General features: G+C 30.8%; 19 protein-coding genes. 4 read left to right on the forward strand and 15 right to left on the reverse strand.

Annotation, left to right across the window (positions count from 1 at the left end):
- Positions 1-80: 80 nt before the first annotated feature.
- From dapA to dapD, 3 genes are all read left to right on the forward strand, one after another.
- Entirely contained in the window at positions 81-968 is an 888-nt protein-coding gene (dapA, locus tag IC175_RS06110; RefSeq protein ID WP_227433724.1) for a 4-hydroxy-tetrahydrodipicolinate synthase, read from the forward strand.
- 67 nt (positions 969-1,035) lie between these two features.
- Positions 1,036-1,785: a 4-hydroxy-tetrahydrodipicolinate reductase gene (dapB, locus tag IC175_RS06115; protein ID WP_227851286.1), complete on the forward strand. Its 750-nt coding sequence runs from the start codon at positions 1,036-1,038 to the stop codon at positions 1,783-1,785.
- A gap of 195 nt (positions 1,786-1,980) precedes the next feature.
- Entirely contained in the window at positions 1,981-2,697 is a 717-nt protein-coding gene (dapD, locus tag IC175_RS06120; protein WP_227851287.1) for a 2,3,4,5-tetrahydropyridine-2,6-dicarboxylate N-acetyltransferase, read from the forward strand.
- A gap of 265 nt (positions 2,698-2,962) precedes the next feature.
- Here dapD and IC175_RS06125 read toward each other — a convergent pair whose 3' ends face one another.
- Positions 2,963-3,952, reverse strand: a complete 990-nt coding sequence (locus IC175_RS06125) for an SPFH domain-containing protein (RefSeq protein WP_227851288.1) — start codon at positions 3,950-3,952, stop codon at positions 2,963-2,965.
- 336 nt (positions 3,953-4,288) lie between these two features.
- Between IC175_RS06125 and dapB (IC175_RS06130) the strand changes: the two genes are divergently transcribed.
- Positions 4,289-5,044, forward strand: coding sequence for a 4-hydroxy-tetrahydrodipicolinate reductase (gene dapB / locus IC175_RS06130; protein ID WP_227851289.1), 756 nt, complete (start codon positions 4,289-4,291; stop codon positions 5,042-5,044).
- Between the two features lie 183 nt (positions 5,045-5,227).
- Here the strand turns inward: dapB (IC175_RS06130) and IC175_RS06135 are convergent, their stop codons facing one another.
- The 14 genes from IC175_RS06135 to prdB form a co-directional block, all read right to left on the reverse strand.
- Complete coding sequence (locus IC175_RS06135; protein WP_227851290.1) at positions 5,228-6,904, reverse strand: exosporium protein; 1,677 nt, start codon at positions 6,902-6,904, stop codon at positions 5,228-5,230.
- A 103-nt stretch (positions 6,905-7,007) separates the two neighbouring features.
- Positions 7,008-8,225, reverse strand: coding sequence for a DUF4179 domain-containing protein (locus IC175_RS06140; RefSeq protein WP_227851291.1), 1,218 nt, complete (start codon positions 8,223-8,225; stop codon positions 7,008-7,010).
- Positions 8,226-8,281: 56 nt separating this feature from the next.
- A complete protein-coding gene (locus IC175_RS06145) occupies positions 8,282-8,815 on the reverse strand; it encodes a sigma-70 family RNA polymerase sigma factor (protein WP_227481874.1) in 534 nt (177 codons plus the stop codon).
- Positions 8,816-9,072: 257 nt separating this feature from the next.
- Positions 9,073-9,612: a hypoxanthine phosphoribosyltransferase gene (hpt, locus tag IC175_RS06150; protein ID WP_227433716.1), complete on the reverse strand. Its 540-nt coding sequence runs from the start codon at positions 9,610-9,612 to the stop codon at positions 9,073-9,075.
- 315 nt (positions 9,613-9,927) lie between these two features.
- On the reverse strand, positions 9,928-11,235 hold the full coding sequence (locus IC175_RS06155; protein ID WP_227433715.1) for a serine dehydratase subunit alpha family protein: 1,308 nt from the start codon (positions 11,233-11,235) through the stop codon (positions 9,928-9,930).
- 409 nt (positions 11,236-11,644) lie between these two features.
- On the reverse strand, positions 11,645-13,420 hold the full coding sequence (locus IC175_RS06160) for a sigma-54 interaction domain-containing protein (RefSeq protein WP_227433714.1): 1,776 nt from the start codon (positions 13,418-13,420) through the stop codon (positions 11,645-11,647).
- Between the two features lie 211 nt (positions 13,421-13,631).
- Positions 13,632-14,201 (reverse strand): class I SAM-dependent methyltransferase, encoded by a 570-nt coding sequence (locus IC175_RS06165; protein ID WP_227433713.1) that lies wholly within the window; start codon positions 14,199-14,201, stop codon positions 13,632-13,634.
- Between the two features lie 183 nt (positions 14,202-14,384).
- Entirely contained in the window at positions 14,385-15,020 is a 636-nt protein-coding gene (locus tag IC175_RS06170) for a single-stranded DNA-binding protein (RefSeq protein ID WP_227433712.1), read from the reverse strand.
- 647 nt (positions 15,021-15,667) lie between these two features.
- Complete coding sequence (locus tag IC175_RS06175; protein ID WP_227433711.1) at positions 15,668-16,549, reverse strand: TSUP family transporter; 882 nt, start codon at positions 16,547-16,549, stop codon at positions 15,668-15,670.
- A 118-nt stretch (positions 16,550-16,667) separates the two neighbouring features.
- The gene (locus tag IC175_RS06180; protein WP_021386243.1) at positions 16,668-17,675 is read right to left on the reverse strand and encodes a proline racemase; all 1,008 of its coding nucleotides are present in this window, start codon (positions 17,673-17,675) and stop codon (positions 16,668-16,670) included.
- A 19-nt stretch (positions 17,676-17,694) separates the two neighbouring features.
- Complete coding sequence (locus IC175_RS06185; protein WP_255606343.1) at positions 17,695-18,168, reverse strand: glycine/sarcosine/betaine reductase component B subunit; 474 nt, start codon at positions 18,166-18,168, stop codon at positions 17,695-17,697.
- Positions 18,169-18,194: 26 nt separating this feature from the next.
- Positions 18,195-18,662: a glycine/sarcosine/betaine reductase component B subunit gene (locus IC175_RS19405; protein WP_003422094.1), complete on the reverse strand. Its 468-nt coding sequence runs from the start codon at positions 18,660-18,662 to the stop codon at positions 18,195-18,197.
- 14 nt (positions 18,663-18,676) lie between these two features.
- Positions 18,677-19,435 carry a proline reductase cluster protein PrdD gene (prdD, locus tag IC175_RS19410; protein WP_255287823.1) on the reverse strand — a complete coding sequence of 253 codons (759 nt, stop codon included), beginning with the start codon at positions 19,433-19,435 and terminating at the stop codon, positions 18,677-18,679.
- 79 nt (positions 19,436-19,514) lie between these two features.
- Positions 19,515-20,240, reverse strand: a complete 726-nt coding sequence (prdB, locus tag IC175_RS06195) for a D-proline reductase (dithiol) protein PrdB (RefSeq protein ID WP_079739805.1) — start codon at positions 20,238-20,240, stop codon at positions 19,515-19,517.
- Positions 20,241-20,264 lie beyond the last annotated feature (24 nt).

Here is a 20,264-nt window from a genome sequence, read left to right on the forward strand (position 1 = left end):
TATTAATAATAAGTAAAGATAAGCATTAGAAGTAACTGTAATATAAAACACAAAACTAAAAAAGAGGGGATTGATTTTTTATGATATTTAAAGGTTCTGCTGTTGCTCTAGTTACTCCATTTACAAAGGATAGCAAAGTTGATTTTGACAAATTAGGTGAATTAGTTGAATACCAGATAGCTAACGGTACTGATGCTATAGTAGCTTGTGGTACTACTGGTGAAGCTAATACTATGACTGATGAAGAACAACTTGCTACTATTAAGTATGTTGTTGAAAAAGTTAATAAAAGAGTTCCTGTTATCGCAGGAAGTGGTTCTAATGATACTATGCACTCAGTTAATTTAAGTCAAGAAGCTGAAAAATTAGGAGTAGATGCTCTATTAATAATAACTCCTTATTACAATAAAGCCAATAAAGCTGGACTTAAACGTCATTTTGAAACAATCGCTAACAGTGTTAAACTTCCAATTATACTTTACAATGTACCTGGAAGAACTTGTGTTAATATAAGCCCTAGTCTCATAGTTGAACTTGCTAAGATAGATAATATAGTTGCTGTAAAGGAAGCTAGTGGGGACTTAGGACAAGTTGCAGAAATAGCTAGCTTAGTTCCAGACGACTTTGCTATCTACTCTGGTAATGATGATACTATACTTCCTTTATTGTCTTTAGGAGGTCAAGGAGTTATATCAGTACTTGCTAATGTTTGCCCTCAAGAAACACACGATTTAGTAGCTAAATTCTTTGAAGGCGATATAGAAGGTTCTAGAAAATTACAACTTGGTATGGATGCTTTAATCGCTGCTTTATTTATAGAAGTAAATCCTATACCAGTTAAGACTGCAATGAATTTATTAGGATTCAATGTTGGAGATTTAAGACTTCCTCTAGCAGAAATGGACCCAGCAAACTTAGAGGTATTAAAGAAAGAATTAGTTAACTTTGGACTAAAAGTTAATGCATAGTACAAATTAATGCATGATAAAAGACTAAGTTTGGTCAAAAGTTAGCCCTTAATCATAGGAGGAAATTATGTTAAAAGTTATAGCAACTGGTTATGATGGAAAAATGGGCAAGATTTTAGCCGATACTATAAGAGATGATAGTGAACTAGAATTAGTTTGTGTTGCAGCTAGAGGTATGGATAGCTGTGAAGGCAATCTTAAAATTTATGAAGATATGAATACTATAGTTGAAGAAGCTGATGTAGTTATAGATTTTTCTCATCACTCTAATTTAGATAATATTTTATCTTATGTTTTAAAAACTAAAACTCCTTTAGTAATTGCTACTACTGGATATAATGATGAAGAAATTAATAGAATACATGAAGCGGCTAAAGTTATTCCTGTATTCCAATCATATAATATGTCTCTTGGTGTAAATGTATTAGTGAAATTGGTTAAAGATGCAGCTAAATTATTAGAAGGATTCGATATAGAAATAATAGAAAAACATCACAACAGAAAAGTAGATGCCCCAAGTGGTACAGCTGTTATGATTGCTAACGCTATAAAAGAGGTTTTACCAAACGTTGAAAATAATTATGGTAGATATGGGCGTAGTGCAAAAAGACAACCAAATGAGGTTGGTATCCACGCTATAAGAGGTGGAAATATCGTTGGTGCACATGATGCTCTATTTGCTGGAGATAATGAAGTCCTTACAATAAGTCATCAAGCTCAATCTCGTGGTATTTTTGCAAGTGGTTCTATAGCTGCTGCTAAATACTTGGTTAAACAAAAACCAGGATTTTATAACATGGATAGCATGTTAGGATAGTAAAAATCTATATCACAAGTAAAAAATATAAACAAGTAAAAATATATGATATAACAAATAAATTTACTCAATATTATGCTAAAATAATAATGCTATTAAAAAATAAATAATAGTAAGTATATACTAAAGTTGATAAATTAGTATATCTGAGTATATAATAAAAGAAATATAATGAAATACAAGGAGAATTAACAAATGGTAAATTTAAACGATGCTTATGAAATAGCAAGATATATAAAAGAAGTTAAAAAGAAAACACCTGCTAAAGTATATGTAAATACTAACTCTTTACATTTCCAATCAACTGATAAATTTAAAGTATTTGGAAACAATGGTTCTTATGTATTTGTAGGTGACTATGAAGATATAATGGAAGTATTAGATAAACATGGTAACGATATAATAGATACTCATGTGGAATATGATAGAAGAAATTCTGCTATTCCTCTAAAAAATACTTTAAGTGAACATGCAAGAATCGAACCAGGTGCAATAATAAGAGATATGGTTACTATAGAAAAAAATGCTGTTGTAATGATGGGAGCTGTTATAAATATAGGAGCTGTTATCGGTGAAGGTTCTATGGTAGATATGAATGCTGTTATTGGTGCTAGAGGTACTCTTGGTAAAAATGTTCATTTAGGCGCTGGTGCTGTTGTTGCTGGTGTTTTAGAGCCACCTTCTGCTACTCCTGTTATAGTTGAAGATGATGTTTTAATAGGAGCTAATGCAGTTGTTCTTGAAGGTGTTAGAATCGGTAAAGGTGCTGTTGTTGCAGCTGGTGCTGTTGTAACTACTGATGTAGAAGCTGGTGCTGTTGTTGCTGGTTCTCCTGCTAAAGTTATAAAAATGAAAGACGAAAAAACGGCTGACAAGACTAAACTTATGGAAGACCTTAGAAGCTTAGACTAATTATAAAATAATATTATTGATTAAAAGGTGTCTCTATATGAATTTAATTCATTAGAGACACCCTCTTTTTTATAGCTATTTAATTTATCTTTGTTACATCCCCTTAATTTACTTGCATGCAATTTAAACATTTTTAATTTATTGATTTTCTTACACTCTAATTAAAATATCCTTAATTTACTGATTTTCTTATATACAAGCTAAGCACTCTTGACTTTATTACATATTAATTAAATACTCTTAATTTAATGATATTACTTTTATACTAATAAATTGAGCCACTATTTACTACTGGTTGTGCATCTTTATTACCACAAAGAACAACCAATAAATTGCTCACCATAGCTGCTTTATGTTCCTCATCTAAAGTCACGACATTATTCTCACTTAAATTAGTTAATGCCATCTCTACCATACTTACAGCCCCCTCAACAATCTTTTTACGTGCTGCTATTATATCTTCTGCTTGTTGGCGTTGTAACATAGCCGCTGCAATCTCTGGTGCATAAGAAAGGTGAGTAATTCTTACTTCACATACTTCAATTCCTGCAATATCTACCCTAGATTGTAATTCTTTTTGTAATTTATCTGCTATCTCTTGACTACTACCACGAAGAGATTTTTCATCACCATCTTCAGACACATCATATGGATAAAGTCTTGAAACATTACGAATAGTTGAATCACATTGAATTGATAAAAAAGTATTATAATTATCAACATTAAATACAGCTTTAGTTGCATCTATAACTTTCCAAATTACAACAACACCTATTATAATAGGATTTCCTAATAAGTCATTAACTTTTTGTTTTTCATTATTAAGAGTCATTGTTTTTAAAGATACTTTCTTTCCTCTTGGATTAGAGGATATATCTACTTTTTCAGTAGATGAAGATTTTGATACATTAATTCCTGATGATGTTGGATTTACTGCTGAACAAAATGGATTTACCCAATAGTATCCTTCTTTTTTTATAGTTCCATAGTAGTTCCCAAATAAAACTAGAACTATAGCTTCTTTTGGGTTAATCATTTTTAGTCCAAAGCACAGTATAAAATCTATCACTATAAATAAAATACTTAAAACTAACATAAACGAACCTATTCCAGTGAATCCATTGTCAAGTTTTATTATTCCAAAAACCATAACACCTATTGAAACTACTAAAAACAAGATAATCATTATCAAAGCTACTACTCCATTAAATGCTTTAGCATCCTTTTCTTGATAAGTTTTTTCTTCATTTAACATAGCCACCTCTCCCATCTTATTATATTAAGTTAAGATACTTCTAATTTAATAATATCACTTTTAATGCTCAAATTGTTGGGTTTAAAATTAATACTCTAAATTTATATATTTTTAAAGATGTATCTTTATTGATTTTAATATATTAATATTGATTTTTAAGTAAATTTTAAGATATACAAACTTATATTTAATATATGTTAAATATAAATAAAATTTTTTAATATCCAGCAAATTATAAGTTTATTATGACTAATATTATTTTATATAAATTATATTAGTGATAAAATAAACTTATAGAAATATAACAAATTTTTATTAATTTCATAGGAGGATTTTATGTTAAAAGTTATAATTAGCGGTTATAATGGAACGATGGGAAGAGTGTTAGCAGAATGTGTAAAAAAAGATAGTGAATTAGAGTTAGTTTGTGGTGTAGCTAGGTCTGCTGATGAAAATACTTATCATGGTGATACGAAACTTTTTAAGACAATGACTGATGTAACTGAAAAAGCTGATGTTATAATAGATTTCTCACATCATGAAACTTTGAACCCAATCTTATCATACGCACTAAAAAACAATACCTCTGTAGTATTAGCTACTACTGGATATGATGAGGATGAATTAAGTAAAATAGAAAAAGCATCAAAAAATATTCCTATATTATTATCCTCAAATACATCTCTAGGTGTAAATATTTTAATAAAATTAGTTAAAGATGCATCAAAAATGTTAGAAGGCTTTGATATTGAAATCATAGAAAAACATCATAACAGAAAGGAAGATGCTCCTAGTGGTACTGCTAATATGATAGCCAATGCAATTAAAGAGGTCTTACCTGAAAGTGAAAATAAACATGGAAGATATGGTAGAGATTGTAAAAGGAAATCAAATGAAATTGGAATACACTCTATAAGAGGTGGTAATATAATCAGTGACCATGATGTTATATTTGCAGGTGATAATGAAGTTCTTACATTAAGTCACCATTCTCAATCTGATGAAGTCTTTGCAGATGGTTCTATAGTTGCCGCTAAATTTTTAGTTGGTAGAAAGTCTGGGCTTTATAAAATGTCAGATATATTAGGATAATTTTTTTATACATAATAAATCTCAATCTATTTATAAATAGATTGAGATTTTTTAATATACTTTCTAAAAAATTATAACCTCTACATCATTTTCTTTCTTGTTAACAGCACTTTTCAGTTAATATTTTACCTACTGTTATACATTACTATATTTGCTATTTTATATTTTTTCCCCTATGGCAAATTATTGTATTCTATATACTGAGACAAATCCAGCCGCTGAAGTCCCTGATGTAGTTGAATTAAAAGTAAAGCTTAAAGTAACAGCTGCTGCTCTGGCATCGACTAAGAAATCTAACCCTACACTTACATCTGATGATGTAAGTGTATTTACTGCTTTTGCAATAAAGTTACTTTGAGCAGTTCCATTAAAGTTAGTAGTGATTGACATATATCCTGCAAGTGAAAGTGTCGCACGCACACCAAAAGATACATTGTATATACCTCCCACTGCAAGATTTATAGTACTACTTGTTGGTAAAGTTATATTAGTTCCATTTATAAATGATGAGTTAAATGTAACTAATGAGTTATTTGTTAAGGTTGTAGAAGACACTACAAACTGTGCATTATTTGACGCCAACACTCCTGTTGCTCCTGTTGCTCCTGTTGGACCTGTTGCTCCATCTGCTCCTGTTGCTCCTGTATTTCCTGTTGCCCCTGTTGCTCCATTTGCCCCTGTTGCCCCTGTTGGACCTATTGCCCCTGCTGCTCCTGTTGGACCTGTTGCTCCTATTGCCCCTGTTGGACCTACTGCTCCATTTTCTCCTGTTGCTCCTGTTGGACCTGTTGCTCCAGCTACTCCATCTGCTCCTGTTGGGCCTGTTGCTCCCACTGCTCCTGTTGCTCCTGTTTCTCCTGTTGCTCCTGTCGCTCCTGTTGGACCTACTGCTCCATCTGCTCCTGTTGCTCCTGTATTTCCTGTTGGACCTACCTCTCCATCTGCTCCTGTTGGACCTGTTGCTCCTACTGCTCCTGTTGGGCCTACTGCTCCATCTGCTCCTGTCGCTCCTGTATTTCCTGTTGGACCTACCTCTCCATCTGCTCCTGTTGGACCTGTTGCTCCTGTTGGACCTGCTGCTCCATCTGCTCCTGTTGGGCCTGTTGCCCCATCTACTCCTGTTGGACCTATTGCTCCATCTGGACCTGTTGCTCCTACTGCTCCTGTTGGACCTACCTCTCCATCTGCACCTGTTGGACCTGTTGCCCCTATTGCCCCTGTTGCTCCTGTTACTCCATCTGCTCCTGTTGCTCCTGTATTTCCTGTTGGGCCTGTTGCTCCTGTTGCTCCATCTGGACCCGTTGCTCCTGTTACTCCATTTGCTCCTGTTGCTCCTGTGTTTCCTGTTGGGCCTGTTATTCCATTTGCCCCTGTTGCTCCTGTTGCTCCTGTATTTCCTGTTGGACCTGTTATTCCATTTGCCCCTGTTGCTCCTGTTGCTCCTGTTATTCCTGTTGGGCCTGTTGCTCCTGTTGCTCCTGCTGGACCTGTTGCTCCTGTTACTCCATTTGCTCCTGTTGCTCCTTTGTTTCCTGTTGGACCTGTTATTCCATTTGCCCCTGTTGCTCCTGTATTTCCTGTTGGACCTGTTATTCCATTTGCTCCTGTTGCCCCTGTTGCCCCTCTAGGTCCTGTTTCTCCTGTTGCTCCATTTGCTCCTGTTGCTCCTGTGTTTCCTGTTGGGCCTGTTATTCCATTTGCTCCTGTTGCTCCTGTATTTCCTGTTGGGCCTGTTATTCCATTTGCTCCTGTTGCCCCTGTTGCTCCCTTAGGACCTGTCGGACCTGTTGGTCCTGTTGGTCCCGTTGGCCCTACATCTTGATATAAACTTGGACCTAAATTGTCTTTGTAATCATCCATATAATAAATCCTCTCTATTTTAAAATTAGAGCAATATTATACAAGTATCTAACATTGCTCTATATAATTATATGAACAGACAATTTATTATGTGATAATACATCTATTTACTTATATCAACATCTATACTTTGATTTTTAAATTCTATTATATTATTAATTTCTTTACTCCAATCTTCTATTGTTGGCGTTATTTTTAGGTTTTTAACATCTTTCTTAATTTCATACTCTAAAGAAGATTCAATATAATTACCCTTAGAGTAACTTAAGTCATAACCTCCTGCTCCACTAAGTAATTCTAAATCTTTTCCTCTTCCATCTTTAAGTGCAAACTCAAGTATCTTTGGTGTATCATCACCTTTATTGAAATTATATTTGTTAGTTTTAAATCCATAAATCACTCTGATTTTCGTAGGAGAGACTCTTACTTCTTTTAAGACTAAATCCACATCAATATTTTTATTTTTTAATTTTACATTTTTATCTACATTATAAACTCTTGTATCTTTGACTATATTTGAACCATTTATACTTGTATTAAATGTCCAATTCCCGCTAAGATAGCCATTTAGGTGTTCACCCTCTACTCCTCCCATATTTCCTATCTCTATCTCTTTTGATGTTTTTATATCTTTATTTAATTCATACTCAACTTTATTTATACTTATATTTATATCATAGTCTTTATTTAAATCCACATTTTTTAGTAAATCAAAATTTTCAATATCGCCTTTTCCATCTCCATCTTTATCCAGATTATCAAGCTTACAAGTCATAACCATATTAGTAGTACCATCTTTATTTTTTTCTGATGTGGAAGGACCTGTTATTGAAACAAAATTCATATCTCCAACCTTTATTTTGATATCATCAATTCCTAAAAATCCTTCTTGTTTCTTTAATCCCAAAGCATCTTTATCAAGTTTGCTATCATCAACACTTATATTTAAAAATAATTCTCCATCGCCAAGCATAATCTCATTTAACTTTATATCTATTCCTTTATCTGTAGCAATATTATCTACAATATTTTTATAAGGTTTAAGTTCTTCAGTATCCTTATTAAAGAAATATTCTATCTGCTTTCCAAGATGTTGCATATATGCTAATGTAGTTTCATTAGTAAATGCAGTTGAACCTAAAATAACCACTGATAATCCTCCTACTAAAGCATATCTCTTAAAATTATTCTTTTTACTATATTGAACCTTATATTTCATTCTCTTCTTCATTTCATCTTTTTCTTTATTACTTAATACAACATCATCGTATTTTTCTATATCTATATTTGTTTCATTAAATAAATCAAATTTATCTTTCATAAAAATTCTCCTTTTATTCTATATTTTCTATATTTAAATTCTTAATTATCTTATCTCTAAACTTTCTTTTTATTTAAATGCAGCCTCAACTTCTTTCTTCCTCTTGATAATCTATTATGTAAGTTTTCAACGCTGGTTTCATTTTGTATAGCTATATCCTTTAGTGATATATCTTCTAAATAATATCTTCTAAAAATTTCTGCATCTTTATCATTTAATGTGCCTATAAGGTCATTTATTTCCTCTTCAATTTCTCTCATACTCAACTCTTTATCTATATATGGTATTTCTTCATGTTCTATATTTAAATAAGTGTTACTACTTATATACTTTTTCCTATAATTAATCGCTCTGTATTTAGAAATAGAACCTATCCAGTTTTTAAAAGAGTTTTTTTCATTATCAAATTTTTCTATGTTATTCCAAATTGCCAAAAGCACATCATCAATACATTCTTCCTCATAAATTTTAGCATTCATAAGAGTCCTTCTAACTATAGATGCTATAAAATTCCCATACTCATCTATAAGCATTTCCATACCCTTTTCTTTTTTCTTTATTATATTTTTAATTATCAATTTATCCTCCAAGTTAACTCCTCCTTTGTAAAAGCTTCTACAACTACTAATACAATTAAAAATCGTATTTCCTATCAAATTTTTAAAATTTTTTATATTTCCAAACACAGAATTAAAACTTGGATAAAACTATCAAAACAATTTTACTATGTTGGACTTATAGCTTGATATAAATAGAAGATAATTCCAAATCAGACCTAAAAATAAAAAGGTACCTCAATATAATTTATCAAAATCATATCGAGATACCTATAAAATTAAATAATTGCTTATCTATCTTCATCAGTTACATTAAATATATAAGGAACATTCCTATAGTAATCCCCAAAATCAAATCCATATCCTACTACGAATTTGTCTTCTATCTCAAACCCACAATAATCTGGTACTAAATCAACCTTTCTTCTGCTTGGCTTGTCTAAAAGTACACAACATTTTAAACTAGCAGGATTTTTAGCTTTTAGATGCTTTAAAACAAAATCCATAGTTAAGGCAGAGTCAGTAATATCGTCTACAACCAATACATCATATCCTTTTATATCAGTAGTTACATCTGAAACAACCTTAACTGTTCCAGTGCTTTCTTCACTGTTTCCATAACTAGAAGTAGTCATAAAGTTGACTCTAAGAGGTAAGTTTATATTTCTAACTAAATCTGCACAAAATATAAAACTTCCTTTTAATAGAGACACAATCATAAGATTTTTATCTTTGTAGTCCTTCTCTATAATTGCTCCTAATTCTTTTAATTTATCATTAATTTTTTCTTCTGAATACAATACTTCCCATTTTTTTGTTTCTATATCCATAAAAAGACCTCCAATTGTAATAATCCTTCTTAATTTTATAAGAGATTGCTCACTTTTTCAATACTCTTATTCAATATTAGCCAATATTATTGAGTTTTTAAGTATATTCAACAATTATTAACAAGATATTATCTATTTTAAGTAAATCATATATCTCTACTAAATCATATACTATATATTTTAGACAAAAAAGAAAAAACTTGCACTAGCAAGTTTTTCCCATTTATACATAATCATAATTTATTAGAGGGTACTAATTAAATTTATTTATATCAGCTTTACTATATATTGCAATATAAGAAATATTGTAATATATTAATCAACTTTATTCATGTCATTCATTACATTTAATATTATCTCATCTGTTATAGACATACCTTTATCACTTACTCTTCCTAAGTTTTGTATACTTTGCTCAACACTTGAACCAACTATACCATTTAATGGTGGTACAAAACAGTCTTGCTTAGCTATTATAGCACTTTGTATTGCAGCAGATGCAGCAGATGATAATTTTAATGCACAACCAGCTTTTGCTCCGTCGCATATCATTCCACTTAAGTCAGCTATCATATTTTCTATTGCACCTTCTATTTGTTTTTCGCTTCCATCCATAAGCCAAGATATACCAGCAGTTGCTCCAGTAGATGCTGCAACTCCACAGCCACATACAGCAGATAATCTACCTGTATAATTCTTAATATAACCAGTTACTAAATGAGATATAGCTAAAGCTTTTGCTAGTCTTTCATCAGATTGTGGGAATTTTTTGTTGTAAGCAACAATTGGAAGAATTGCTGTTAATCCGTGATTTCCACTACCATTTGAACTCATAACAGGCATTTTTACTCCTGCCATTCTTGCATCTGAAGCTCCAGCAGTTAACATCATTGCATAGTTTATAACATCATTACCTAAAAGACCTTCTTCCATAGACTTTTTGATTCCGTATCCAACACCAATTCCAGTCTTTTGTTTCAATCCATATTCAGCCATTTCTTCATTCATTTTTACTCCATCTAGTAAAAACTCTATATCTTTAAAATCAATGCCTTCTACATTCTTTATTAATTCTTGTATAGTTACAGTATCCATTAAGCTCTCAACTTTTTCTGCTGAAGCATTTGAAACTGATACTTTTGGTTCATTATCCAATAATACTTCTCCATCTTTTTCTAAAAATGTAAAGTTATCATGTTTAGTTCTTATTCTAACTTTAGCATTATGATTTGCTCCTTTTAATGCAACTTCTATAAAAACTTTCTCTCTTGTATCAGCAGGTGTTATTGATAAAGGAGTATTGTCCATATAATCTTCTGCTATTTTAACTTCTTCCTTTGTTAAAGTTTCTAATACACTTAATCCGTTTTCAGAATGTCCTCCTATTATCCCTAGAGCTGCTGCTATTTTTAATCCTAATCTTTCAGTTCCTGGTATACCTACACACATACCATTTTTATAGATACTAGGGCTAACTAACATGTGATTTTCTACTATTTCTTCTCCTAGTAATTCTTTTGCCTTTGCACATGCTAGAGCTAAAGCTACTGGCTCAGTACATCCTACTGCTGGTTTAACCTCTGCTTTTAACATTTCCACTAATTCTTTTCTTATATCTCTCATTATATATAAACCTCCCAATTAAGTTTAATTTTAGTACTTAAATAATTTTATTAAATAATTTCTTATCTATATTTATAGCAAAATACATGCCACATTTTTTGTTTTTTTCAATTTTTTCACTTTGATATTGTATATCCATTGAAATAACTGCTTTTAATTATATTTTTTTTTACTCAGATATAGATTTTATTTTTTTTTTACTCGCTAAATAGACGACAATTTCGCAAAAAGACAAAAAAAAATCTCAAAATGAGATTCTATATCATTTTGAGACGATTATTATTTTAATAGTTACTATTTTTTAGATTCTCAGGATTTAAGCATCCACTACTCTTTATAGACTATTGTTATTTGTTTACATTTAAATTTTATATCACTTTTTATTGTATTCTTATATTACTTTATATCACTAAGAAATTATATTGTATTTTTCAATTTTTCTATATAATGTGGCTCTTGATATTCCAAGTGCCTTGGCTGTTAATTCTTTATCTCTTTTATAATCTTTGTATTTATTTAAAGCTTTTATTATCTCAATTTTCTCAAGTTCTTCTAATGGAATTATCTTATCACTTCTAACTTCTAATTCTTCTATTGATGTATTTTTAATCTTCTGAGGAATTACATTCATCGTAATTATTGGAGATGAAGACATATTCACACTGTATTCAATAATATTCTGCAATTCTCTTATATTCCCTGGCCACCTATATTCAATCATAGCATCGACAACCCTAGTATCTATATCGATAACATTTTTATCTAGTTTTTTTGAGTATTCTCTAATCATATGCTTTATTATAAGTGGTATATCATCTTTTCTTTCTCTTAAACTTGGGAGCTTTATTGGTATGACATTTAATCTATAATATAAATCTTCTCTAAAAGTTTCATTCTGAACCATTTTTTCTAAATCTTTATTTGTCGCAGCAATAATTCTTACATCTATAAGAACATTAGATTTACTACCAATCTTGTTGAGCTCTTTTTCTTGTAATACCCTCAACAACTTTGACTGTAAATGCAAGCTCATATCTCCTATTTCATCTAAAAATATGCTTCCTTTATGGGCTATTTCAAACATACCAAGTTTTCCACCTTTTTTAGCCCCTGTAAAAGCACCTTCTTCATATCCAAATAATTCACTCTCTAATAAATTATCTGGTATCGCTGCACAGTTTACAGCTATAAAAGGATTATCTACCCTATTACTATGGTTGTGTATAGCTCTTGCAAATAGCTCTTTACCTGTTCCACTTTCACCAGTAATAAGTACTGTTGAAGTAGATTTAGAAGCCATTAAGGCTTCTTTTTTTGAATTTCTTATAGCCATACTCTCTCCAATTATATTTTCCAGTTTTATCTTATAATCTTTATTCATCTTATTGTAGTTTTTTATAGCATCTCTTTTATCTATAAAGTCAATAACATATCCTTTTAGTTCATTTTTTAATACTATTTTATTGATGTTATATATCCCTTTTGAATCATATCCGTATCTCCTATAAAAAAAGCTACATGATTTGTCCTTCTTAAAGTTATTTATAGAAGGTTTCTTTATAAAATCTAACTCAGTGAATATATCTTTCCCAGTTATATTGTCCTTTAGATTGAAAAGTTCTTTAAACTTTGAATTATATTTATCAATCTTACCATCTACATCAATGGACACAACAGCTTTATCCATATTGTTTAATAAAGTCTCTAATTTTTTCTTTTCTAATTCCAGTTCGTACGTTTTAATTTGAGCTTTTAGTTTATTGGATATCAAGTCTGCCATCTTACATAAAAAGTTTATAAGTCCACTTTTATTATTTTCTATAATCTGTGCTTGTTCTTTCGTAAATGCTATAAGACCTATAACACCATGAGACTCTCCATCACATATAATTGGGCAACATACTTCTGCAAACTCCACACAGACATTATTTTTATAACATTCTCTACATATATCACTGCTCTTTGGGTCATCAATTAGTATTGTAATTTGTTCTGTAAGTGACTTTTTAAAAGCTGTATATTTATCTACTTTTTCACCTATTTTATCTACATATATACCTGTACCCGCAATCCTAAATAAGTCTCTATTTACTATAGTTACATCTATATTGAGTACTGAAACTATAGCTTCAGCTATGTTCTGAATATCAGATTTTATATATTCTAAATCTATCATAGTTATCATTCCTTATTTTTTCTTAACATAAGTATTTGTCTTATTTCCTTAAGGATTAAATATATCTTATTTAAAGTAAATTGAATTGACATTAGGATTACAAAGAGCATAACAATTATTATTAACTCATAATTTATTTCCATATCTACATCTCCTTATAACAAAAGACTAGGCTTAACCTAGTCTTTTATATTATATCCATATTTATATTTTAACTCATTTATCTTCTTTTTCCCACATAAATATATTTTAATTTATTTGACTCTTTAATCATACCATCAAAATTTAATCTTGAAAATATATTAAATACTTCATGTGGATAGTGAATCTTTGCTACAGAACCACAAAATTTATGCTTAAGATAGTTTAGTTTAACTTTTAAATTTTTTAAGTTTAAATCTTCTAATATAACCTCTCCATTACCTTTTAAAACTCTTTGTATTTCAGATGAAGCTTTTTCACAATCTGTAATAACATTAAATTGGTCTACTATTATTATCTTGTTGAACTGATTATCATCAAACGGCAAAAACTCTAACTTACCTTTAACTACATTGCAATTTTCATTATATACTAAAGAATAACATACATCTTCATAGTTACTATTCTCTAGTATAGTTACAGAAGTACCAAGACCTCTTAATCTCTTGCCTAGGTTTCCTATATGGCCAACAAGCAATATTTTATCCCCTACATTATACTCAATTGTATCCAAAAAACATTCTAATTCATCAGATGTATATTTAGCTTTAACTGGCTGTCTATTTATCTGATATAATATGCTTTTCACAATGCTTCACCTCTTCATTTTCTCAATTATAAATTATGTACAGATTACATTATAATAAATGGCGAGCAACTATTCAAGAGATATTTCATTAGTATTTTTTTAAACAATCTTTATTTATTTTTAATATATTATTATAGCAAATTTATTAGTTTTTTTAATGAAAAAACAATATATTTTTAATATTTAATCATTATTATTTTCATCTAATTTTTTTATTTTTGATATAGATACTTCATATGCCATTTTTTTCACTACATTATCCTCATCTATTTTTTTCTCATACTCTCTACTTTGAACTCTACCCCAAAGCTGTATTCTATCACCAACTTTTAAGTTTTTTGCAAACTTTGCATTTCTCCCCCAAACTATTGATGGTATATAATCAGATTTATTATAAGGTCTGTTTATAGCTACCAATAAATCAGTTATTTCCCTTCCTAAAGGAGTTTTCCTATACACAGGCTCTTTACATACATACCCATCTAGAAATATGCTGTTTGGGTCTTTATTTTCCTCCTCTATAGCCTTTATTTCTCTAACAAATACTGTAAGCACTAATCTATTTTTATTATTTAAGGTTTTATTATATGATCTCAATTGACCTACAACATTGACTAAATTTTGTTTATTGATATCAATATCTTGAAGAAGTCTCTCTGACACAGTCATAGGAAGTGTATCAAAGGAATCACTTAGTCTGTTTATCTTTATTTTCACATTATAAAATTTCTCTCCAAATATCTCATGACTAAATTCTAGCTTATTGTCTAACTCCCCTCTTAAGTTTACTACGTTATTCTCATCTTTAACAGCTATCATATTTTATCCCTCCACAATTGTTAATTCTTATATTTCTGGTATCAGCTTATATAATAAATATATTTGTGAGTGATGTATTTTATTACAAATCTTTGATTGCTGTTTAAAACTTTTTATTTATTTATAAATTTCATTTAATCTTTTGATTTAAAGTTTGTAAAACTATTATGGATTCATACAATATATTATTTATTTTAATCAAAATTAATTATTAAATTACTCCTTATCTACTTTTAAGTCATATATAACTCAAGGCTAATTTATACACATAAGCAATATCAATATTTCAAATTAATTCAAATGATTCAGATAACTATCAAGTCATTATAAACTCAATTTTCTTCAATTATAAGTTATATTCGACTTATTATACTAATATTTTTGTTAATATACATCAATATATTAACTTTTTTTCTTATATCTAGTATTAAATTTAAATATTTAACTTCAGTTTACACCTTAACTTTAGAAAATATAGCTATATTTATACTTAATTTACTAAACTTATATATATATTGTATAATTGGCACACTAATTGCTTTATATAATAATTATATCTAATAAATAAAAAACTGCCTTAGAACATTAATATTAACGTTCCAAAGCAGTTTATAATTTTTATTGTTAGCTGTAATATTTAATAAATACTAAGCAGTCTTTTTATTTTTATTTGCAGCCATTATCATTGTAGCAGAAGTGTAAGCTATAACTATTATTACTAATGCTTTTAATATATCCATTGGTAAAGTTTTTACTATATATGCTGCTACGAAAACCCCTATTAAACCACAGATAGCTATTATAACTGATGCTTTTTTAGTATATGCATCTTCTTTTATGAATTTCATACTTGCAACTGGCATTAATAATGCACAAGAACCCATAACTATTGGGAACGCAACTTTTGCAGACATTCCTAAGAAGTAAACCATTGCCATACCTGGAGCATATAGTCCTATACCAGCTGTCATTAAAGCACCTAGTATAAAGTTACCTACTACACCTATTACTAACTTAACACCAGTAAGACCTAATTCATTTCCTCCACCTGGTAATACATTAACCCAAGGATGACCTAATAACATTAATATTGCTGTTAATGCTAGAGTCACACCCATAACCATTTGTATCTTTCTTTCGTCCATTTTAGCTATTATTCCTGCACCTATATATGAACCAACTGCTGCTGCTACAACCATAGATACTAGAGTTACACCATCAACTGGTATGATTGATGTAAATATAAATGCTTCAGTAACAACTGGAATAGTATGTGCTACGTTTAACGTACCAGGCATTTTCTTATCTGGTATGTTTAATTTTAAAGCTTTTGACATTGCTATTGTTGGAGCAAATGAGCCTATTCCTAATGTATCAAAAAAATCTGTTATAAATCCTGTTACAGCAACTTTTGGAGTACTTTGTTCTTCTAGTTTCCCCTCTTTGTTTGCTTTAGCTACGTCTTTACCAAATACAACTGCAAAGATTGCTGCGAATACTACGTATAATGCCTTTAAGATTGCTACCATAATCCATCCTCCTGTTTTTTTATTTTTTTATATATTCTGAATCTTATAGCCTAAAAGCTATAGAATAGTAACCAGCAAGAGGTTACTATTCTATTTTAATTTCCCAATTTATTTGTTTCTATTTAAGAATAAATCCATGTTTAAGTGGATCTTCTTCATCTATTACAAAGTGATTAAATCCAGTTATATAAGCAGAACCACTTATTTTAGGTACTACAGCATTGAAATCTGCAACTTTAGTTTCTTCAACTATTTCACCTTTGAATAAAGTTCCTAATATACTTTCATATACGAATTTTTCTCCTACTTTTAATTCACCTTTAGCATGTAAAGTAGCTAATTTAGCACTTGTTCCAGTTCCACATGGAGATCTGTCAACTTGACCTTGACCAAATATAACTACGTTTTTGTAAGTAGCTTCTGGATGAGTTGGCTCATCATATATTTCAACTAAATCTACAGTTTTTATATGAGCTAAAGTTGGATGTTGTATTTCTATTTTTTCGTTTATTATATCTCTAAGTTTCATAGCTAGTTCAGTTAATTTACCAGCATTTTGAGGTTCTATTTTTAAACCTAATTGACTTGCATGTATTATAGCAAAGAAGCTTCCACCAAATGATATATCAAATTTAACTGTTCCAACACCTGGTAAGTCAACTTCAACACCTTCTTTATATAAGAAAGCTGGTACGTTTAAGAATGATACTTCTTTAGCTTTTCCATCTACAACTGTAACGTCCCCTCTTATTATTCCTGCTGGAGCTTCCATAACTACATGAGTTATAGGCTCTACTGCTGGAACTACACCTGTTTCTATAGCTGCTGTCATAGCTCCTATTGTACCATGGCCACACATGTTAAGGTATCCGCCACCGTCCATGAAGATTATTCCAAAGTCAGCATCTGGGCAACAAGGTTGAGTCATTACAGAACCAAACATATCATTATGTCCTCTTGGCTCTAACATTATAGCAGTTCTTAAATAATCTAGATTTTTTTCTAAATATTCTTTTTTCTCAGGCATAGAATTTCCTTTTATGTTAGGTATTCCACCTACAACTATTCTAGTTGCTTCTCCTGCTGTATGAGAGTCTATAGCTTGTATACTTCTGCTAAATTTCATATCAAATTCCCCCTTAGGTTTATTTTGCGTTTTTACGCATTTTTAGTTTTAGAAAAGCTAATGCTTTTTTTACATCAACTTCATCCAAGTGATTGTCTCCAACTACTTCTGTTTCTATGTAGCCTGTTGTCTTTTTATAATCAATTATGGTAGCTTTATCTAAGTACTGATTGGTAACTACTAGACCATCTGCTCCCATAATAGTAAGACCTACTGTAGGTATGTCTGATTTTACAAACTCTGATATAGCATTTGTAAAATCAATATGCTGGTTTCCTGCCATATCTAAGGTTATAATCACTCCATCAGGTCGCAATGCTTCAACCCATCTTCCAAGCCTGGCTGATAAAAAGGATTTCCATTCATTGTGCTCTGATGTACCAACTACAACTACTCCTAGCAAATCTACGTCAGGATCATTGTCTATTAAATCAAGTAATGGGTCTCTAAAAATCTGAAGTGATGTGTTTTTCATTGATGTAGAAATTCCCACAAAACTCATCCCCTTACTTAAATTTTTTATCCATGCTTTCTCATTTTTAATTTTAAAAATGCCAAAGCTTTTTTAGCATCAATCTCATTTGTGTTGTTTTCTCCAACAACTTCTGTCTCAATACCTTCTTTTGATTTATTCATATCAACTATGGTATCCATATATTGATTGCTTACAACAAACTTAGCTTGAGTACCATTAAATGTTACTCCAACTACAGGTATATCTCTTTTTCCTATTTCTTCAAATGTATTAGCATAGTCAACATGTGAGTTTCCCCAACCATCTGAAGAGACTATAGCTCCATCTACTCTCATAGCTTCCAGCCAAGCAGCTGTTCTCTGTCCTACAAAAGTTTTATTTTCATTTCCATCTGGAGTTCCTACTACTATTACTCCAAGTAAATCTACATCTTTATCACTTTCAACTATATCCAAAAGTGGGTCTCTAAAGTGATGAAGAGATGTTTCTTTTGTTGAAGGTCCTATTCCCATAATATCCACCTCTCTTAAGTCATAGCTCTAAGGGCACCATCTCTATATTCATTAGGAGATATAATCATAGGTACATTTCCCATATCTATAATTGATGTTCCTCCTTCAAAACCACTAGGTTCCTTTGAGAATAACTGATTGTCATACATAGCCCCTTGACCTGCTATTTGTTTTACTATGACAACCTTTTTTGCATTTGGTCGAATTTTGTCAAAATATTCACGAACTTGAGTAGCATTTCTTCCGTCTTCCATTTTCAAAGACGTTCTTATTTCTTGTATAAAATCATCACATGCTTTAAATGCTGCAAGTGGAAGTGTTCTTTCAAAAGGTAAACCTCCCTTAAGAGTTACATCCACATGGATTATATAGTCTTCAACTGATGGAGTCCCATATCTCCCAAACACCATTTGTTCACTCAAAATTCCTTCTGAAGAACCAAATTCATGCATTTGATTTCCATCTTCGTCTGCACCAGTTAGCATTACATATACACCAGTTAAAGTATGTGTAATTCCCTCTCCCAATCTGCCTAAAACTTTGGTTGATATTGGTATAATGTCCATAATAGTATTAATTTCCCTGTCATAGTCTCCAGGTTTTATAATATCTACTTTTATATCTGTTATTAAATCTTCTCTTGCTTTTATTTCATCTATACTTGATAAATCAATTGTAAGTACATCTTTCTTTATAGAAGTTTTTGAACCGAAATTAACTTCATTCATATGAAACGGTTTTATAACAAGTCTTCTCATTATTTTTTCTTCCATAATAGCCACCTTTGTTCTTAAAACCCCTCTCCTAATTATGTAGGAGAAGGGTTTTGTATTTTCAAATATAAATTACATTTTAAACGTGAGCTTTATATTCGTATGGTAATGGAACTATCTTACCAGCAGATGGTATAGCAACTAATTGCTCTAATGTATCTCTTAATATATGTGTTTGCATTTCTATGTTATGTGGTTCACCAGCATTAGCACCCATTGGAACTAATGGAGCAACTGCTCTAGGAGTTCCGTTTTGTCTAACTACTGGAGGAAGAGCTGCGATTATTATTGTAGGTATTCCAGCTTCCTCTATTGCTCTCTGCACGATCACGGCAGTTCTATGGCAAGTACCTCAGCCAGCTGTCATGACTACACCGTCTACTCCCTCTTCTTTAAGTTTAGCAGCGATAGCAGGACCAGTTTCTTCAGTGAAGACATGTTGGTTTCCTCCACCACCCATGAATGCATAGTGCATAGGAGCTACTGCTTTTATAAATCCTTCTGCAGCTAATTCATGTAGTCTATCTATAGGGAACATACAGTTTATATCTTTATTTACATCTCCATTATCGTATCCACCATGTGATACCATCATTTCATCAACTGTAGCTGTGTTAGGTACAGCTCTAAAAGTAGTATCTCCTGCTAGATTGAATCTCTTGTCAGATTTTAAGTGAACACCAGCTGCTGTAGCTAAAGCTATAGTCATATCTTTTAATTCTTTAGTTACAGGAGTCCAAACTGGAGGAGGTGTTATTGGAACAAATATTTCAGATTGAAGTCCTTGTACTGTTGTAAGGCTCATATATTTCCTCTCCCTTCTATTTTC

It is taken from the genome of Clostridioides sp. ES-S-0123-01 (assembly GCF_020658415.1).
In the GTDB taxonomy this organism is placed as follows: domain Bacteria; phylum Bacillota; class Clostridia; order Peptostreptococcales; family Peptostreptococcaceae; genus Clostridioides.

Coding starts and splice junctions, on each gene's coding strand:
- dapA (WP_227433724.1), top strand. CDS start 81: ATGATATTTAAAGGTTCTGCTGTTGCTCTAGTTACTCCATTTACAAAG.
- dapB (WP_227851286.1), top strand. CDS start 1,036: ATGTTAAAAGTTATAGCAACTGGTTATGATGGAAAAATGGGCAAGATT.
- dapD (WP_227851287.1), top strand. CDS start 1,981: ATGGTAAATTTAAACGATGCTTATGAAATAGCAAGATATATAAAAGAA.
- IC175_RS06125 (WP_227851288.1), bottom strand. CDS start 3,952: ATGTTAAATGAAGAAAAAACTTATCAAGAAAAGGATGCTAAAGCATTT.
- dapB (WP_227851289.1), top strand. CDS start 4,289: ATGTTAAAAGTTATAATTAGCGGTTATAATGGAACGATGGGAAGAGTG.
- IC175_RS06135 (WP_227851290.1), bottom strand. CDS start 6,904: ATGGATGATTACAAAGACAATTTAGGTCCAAGTTTATATCAAGATGTA.
- IC175_RS06140 (WP_227851291.1), bottom strand. CDS start 8,225: ATGAAAGATAAATTTGATTTATTTAATGAAACAAATATAGATATAGAA.
- hpt (WP_227433716.1), bottom strand. CDS start 9,612: ATGGATATAGAAACAAAAAAATGGGAAGTATTGTATTCAGAAGAAAAA.
- IC175_RS06155 (WP_227433715.1), bottom strand. CDS start 11,235: ATGAGAGATATAAGAAAAGAATTAGTGGAAATGTTAAAAGCAGAGGTT.
- IC175_RS06160 (WP_227433714.1), bottom strand. CDS start 13,420: ATGATAACTATGATAGATTTAGAATATATAAAATCTGATATTCAGAAC.
- IC175_RS06170 (WP_227433712.1), bottom strand. CDS start 15,020: ATGATAGCTGTTAAAGATGAGAATAACGTAGTAAACTTAAGAGGGGAG.
- IC175_RS06175 (WP_227433711.1), bottom strand. CDS start 16,549: ATGGTAGCAATCTTAAAGGCATTATACGTAGTATTCGCAGCAATCTTT.
- IC175_RS06180 (WP_021386243.1), bottom strand. CDS start 17,675: ATGAAATTTAGCAGAAGTATACAAGCTATAGACTCTCATACAGCAGGA.
- IC175_RS19405 (WP_003422094.1), bottom strand. CDS start 18,662: ATGGGAATAGGACCTTCAACAAAAGAAACATCTCTTCATCACTTTAGA.
- prdD (WP_255287823.1), bottom strand. CDS start 19,435: ATGGAAGAAAAAATAATGAGAAGACTTGTTATAAAACCGTTTCATATG.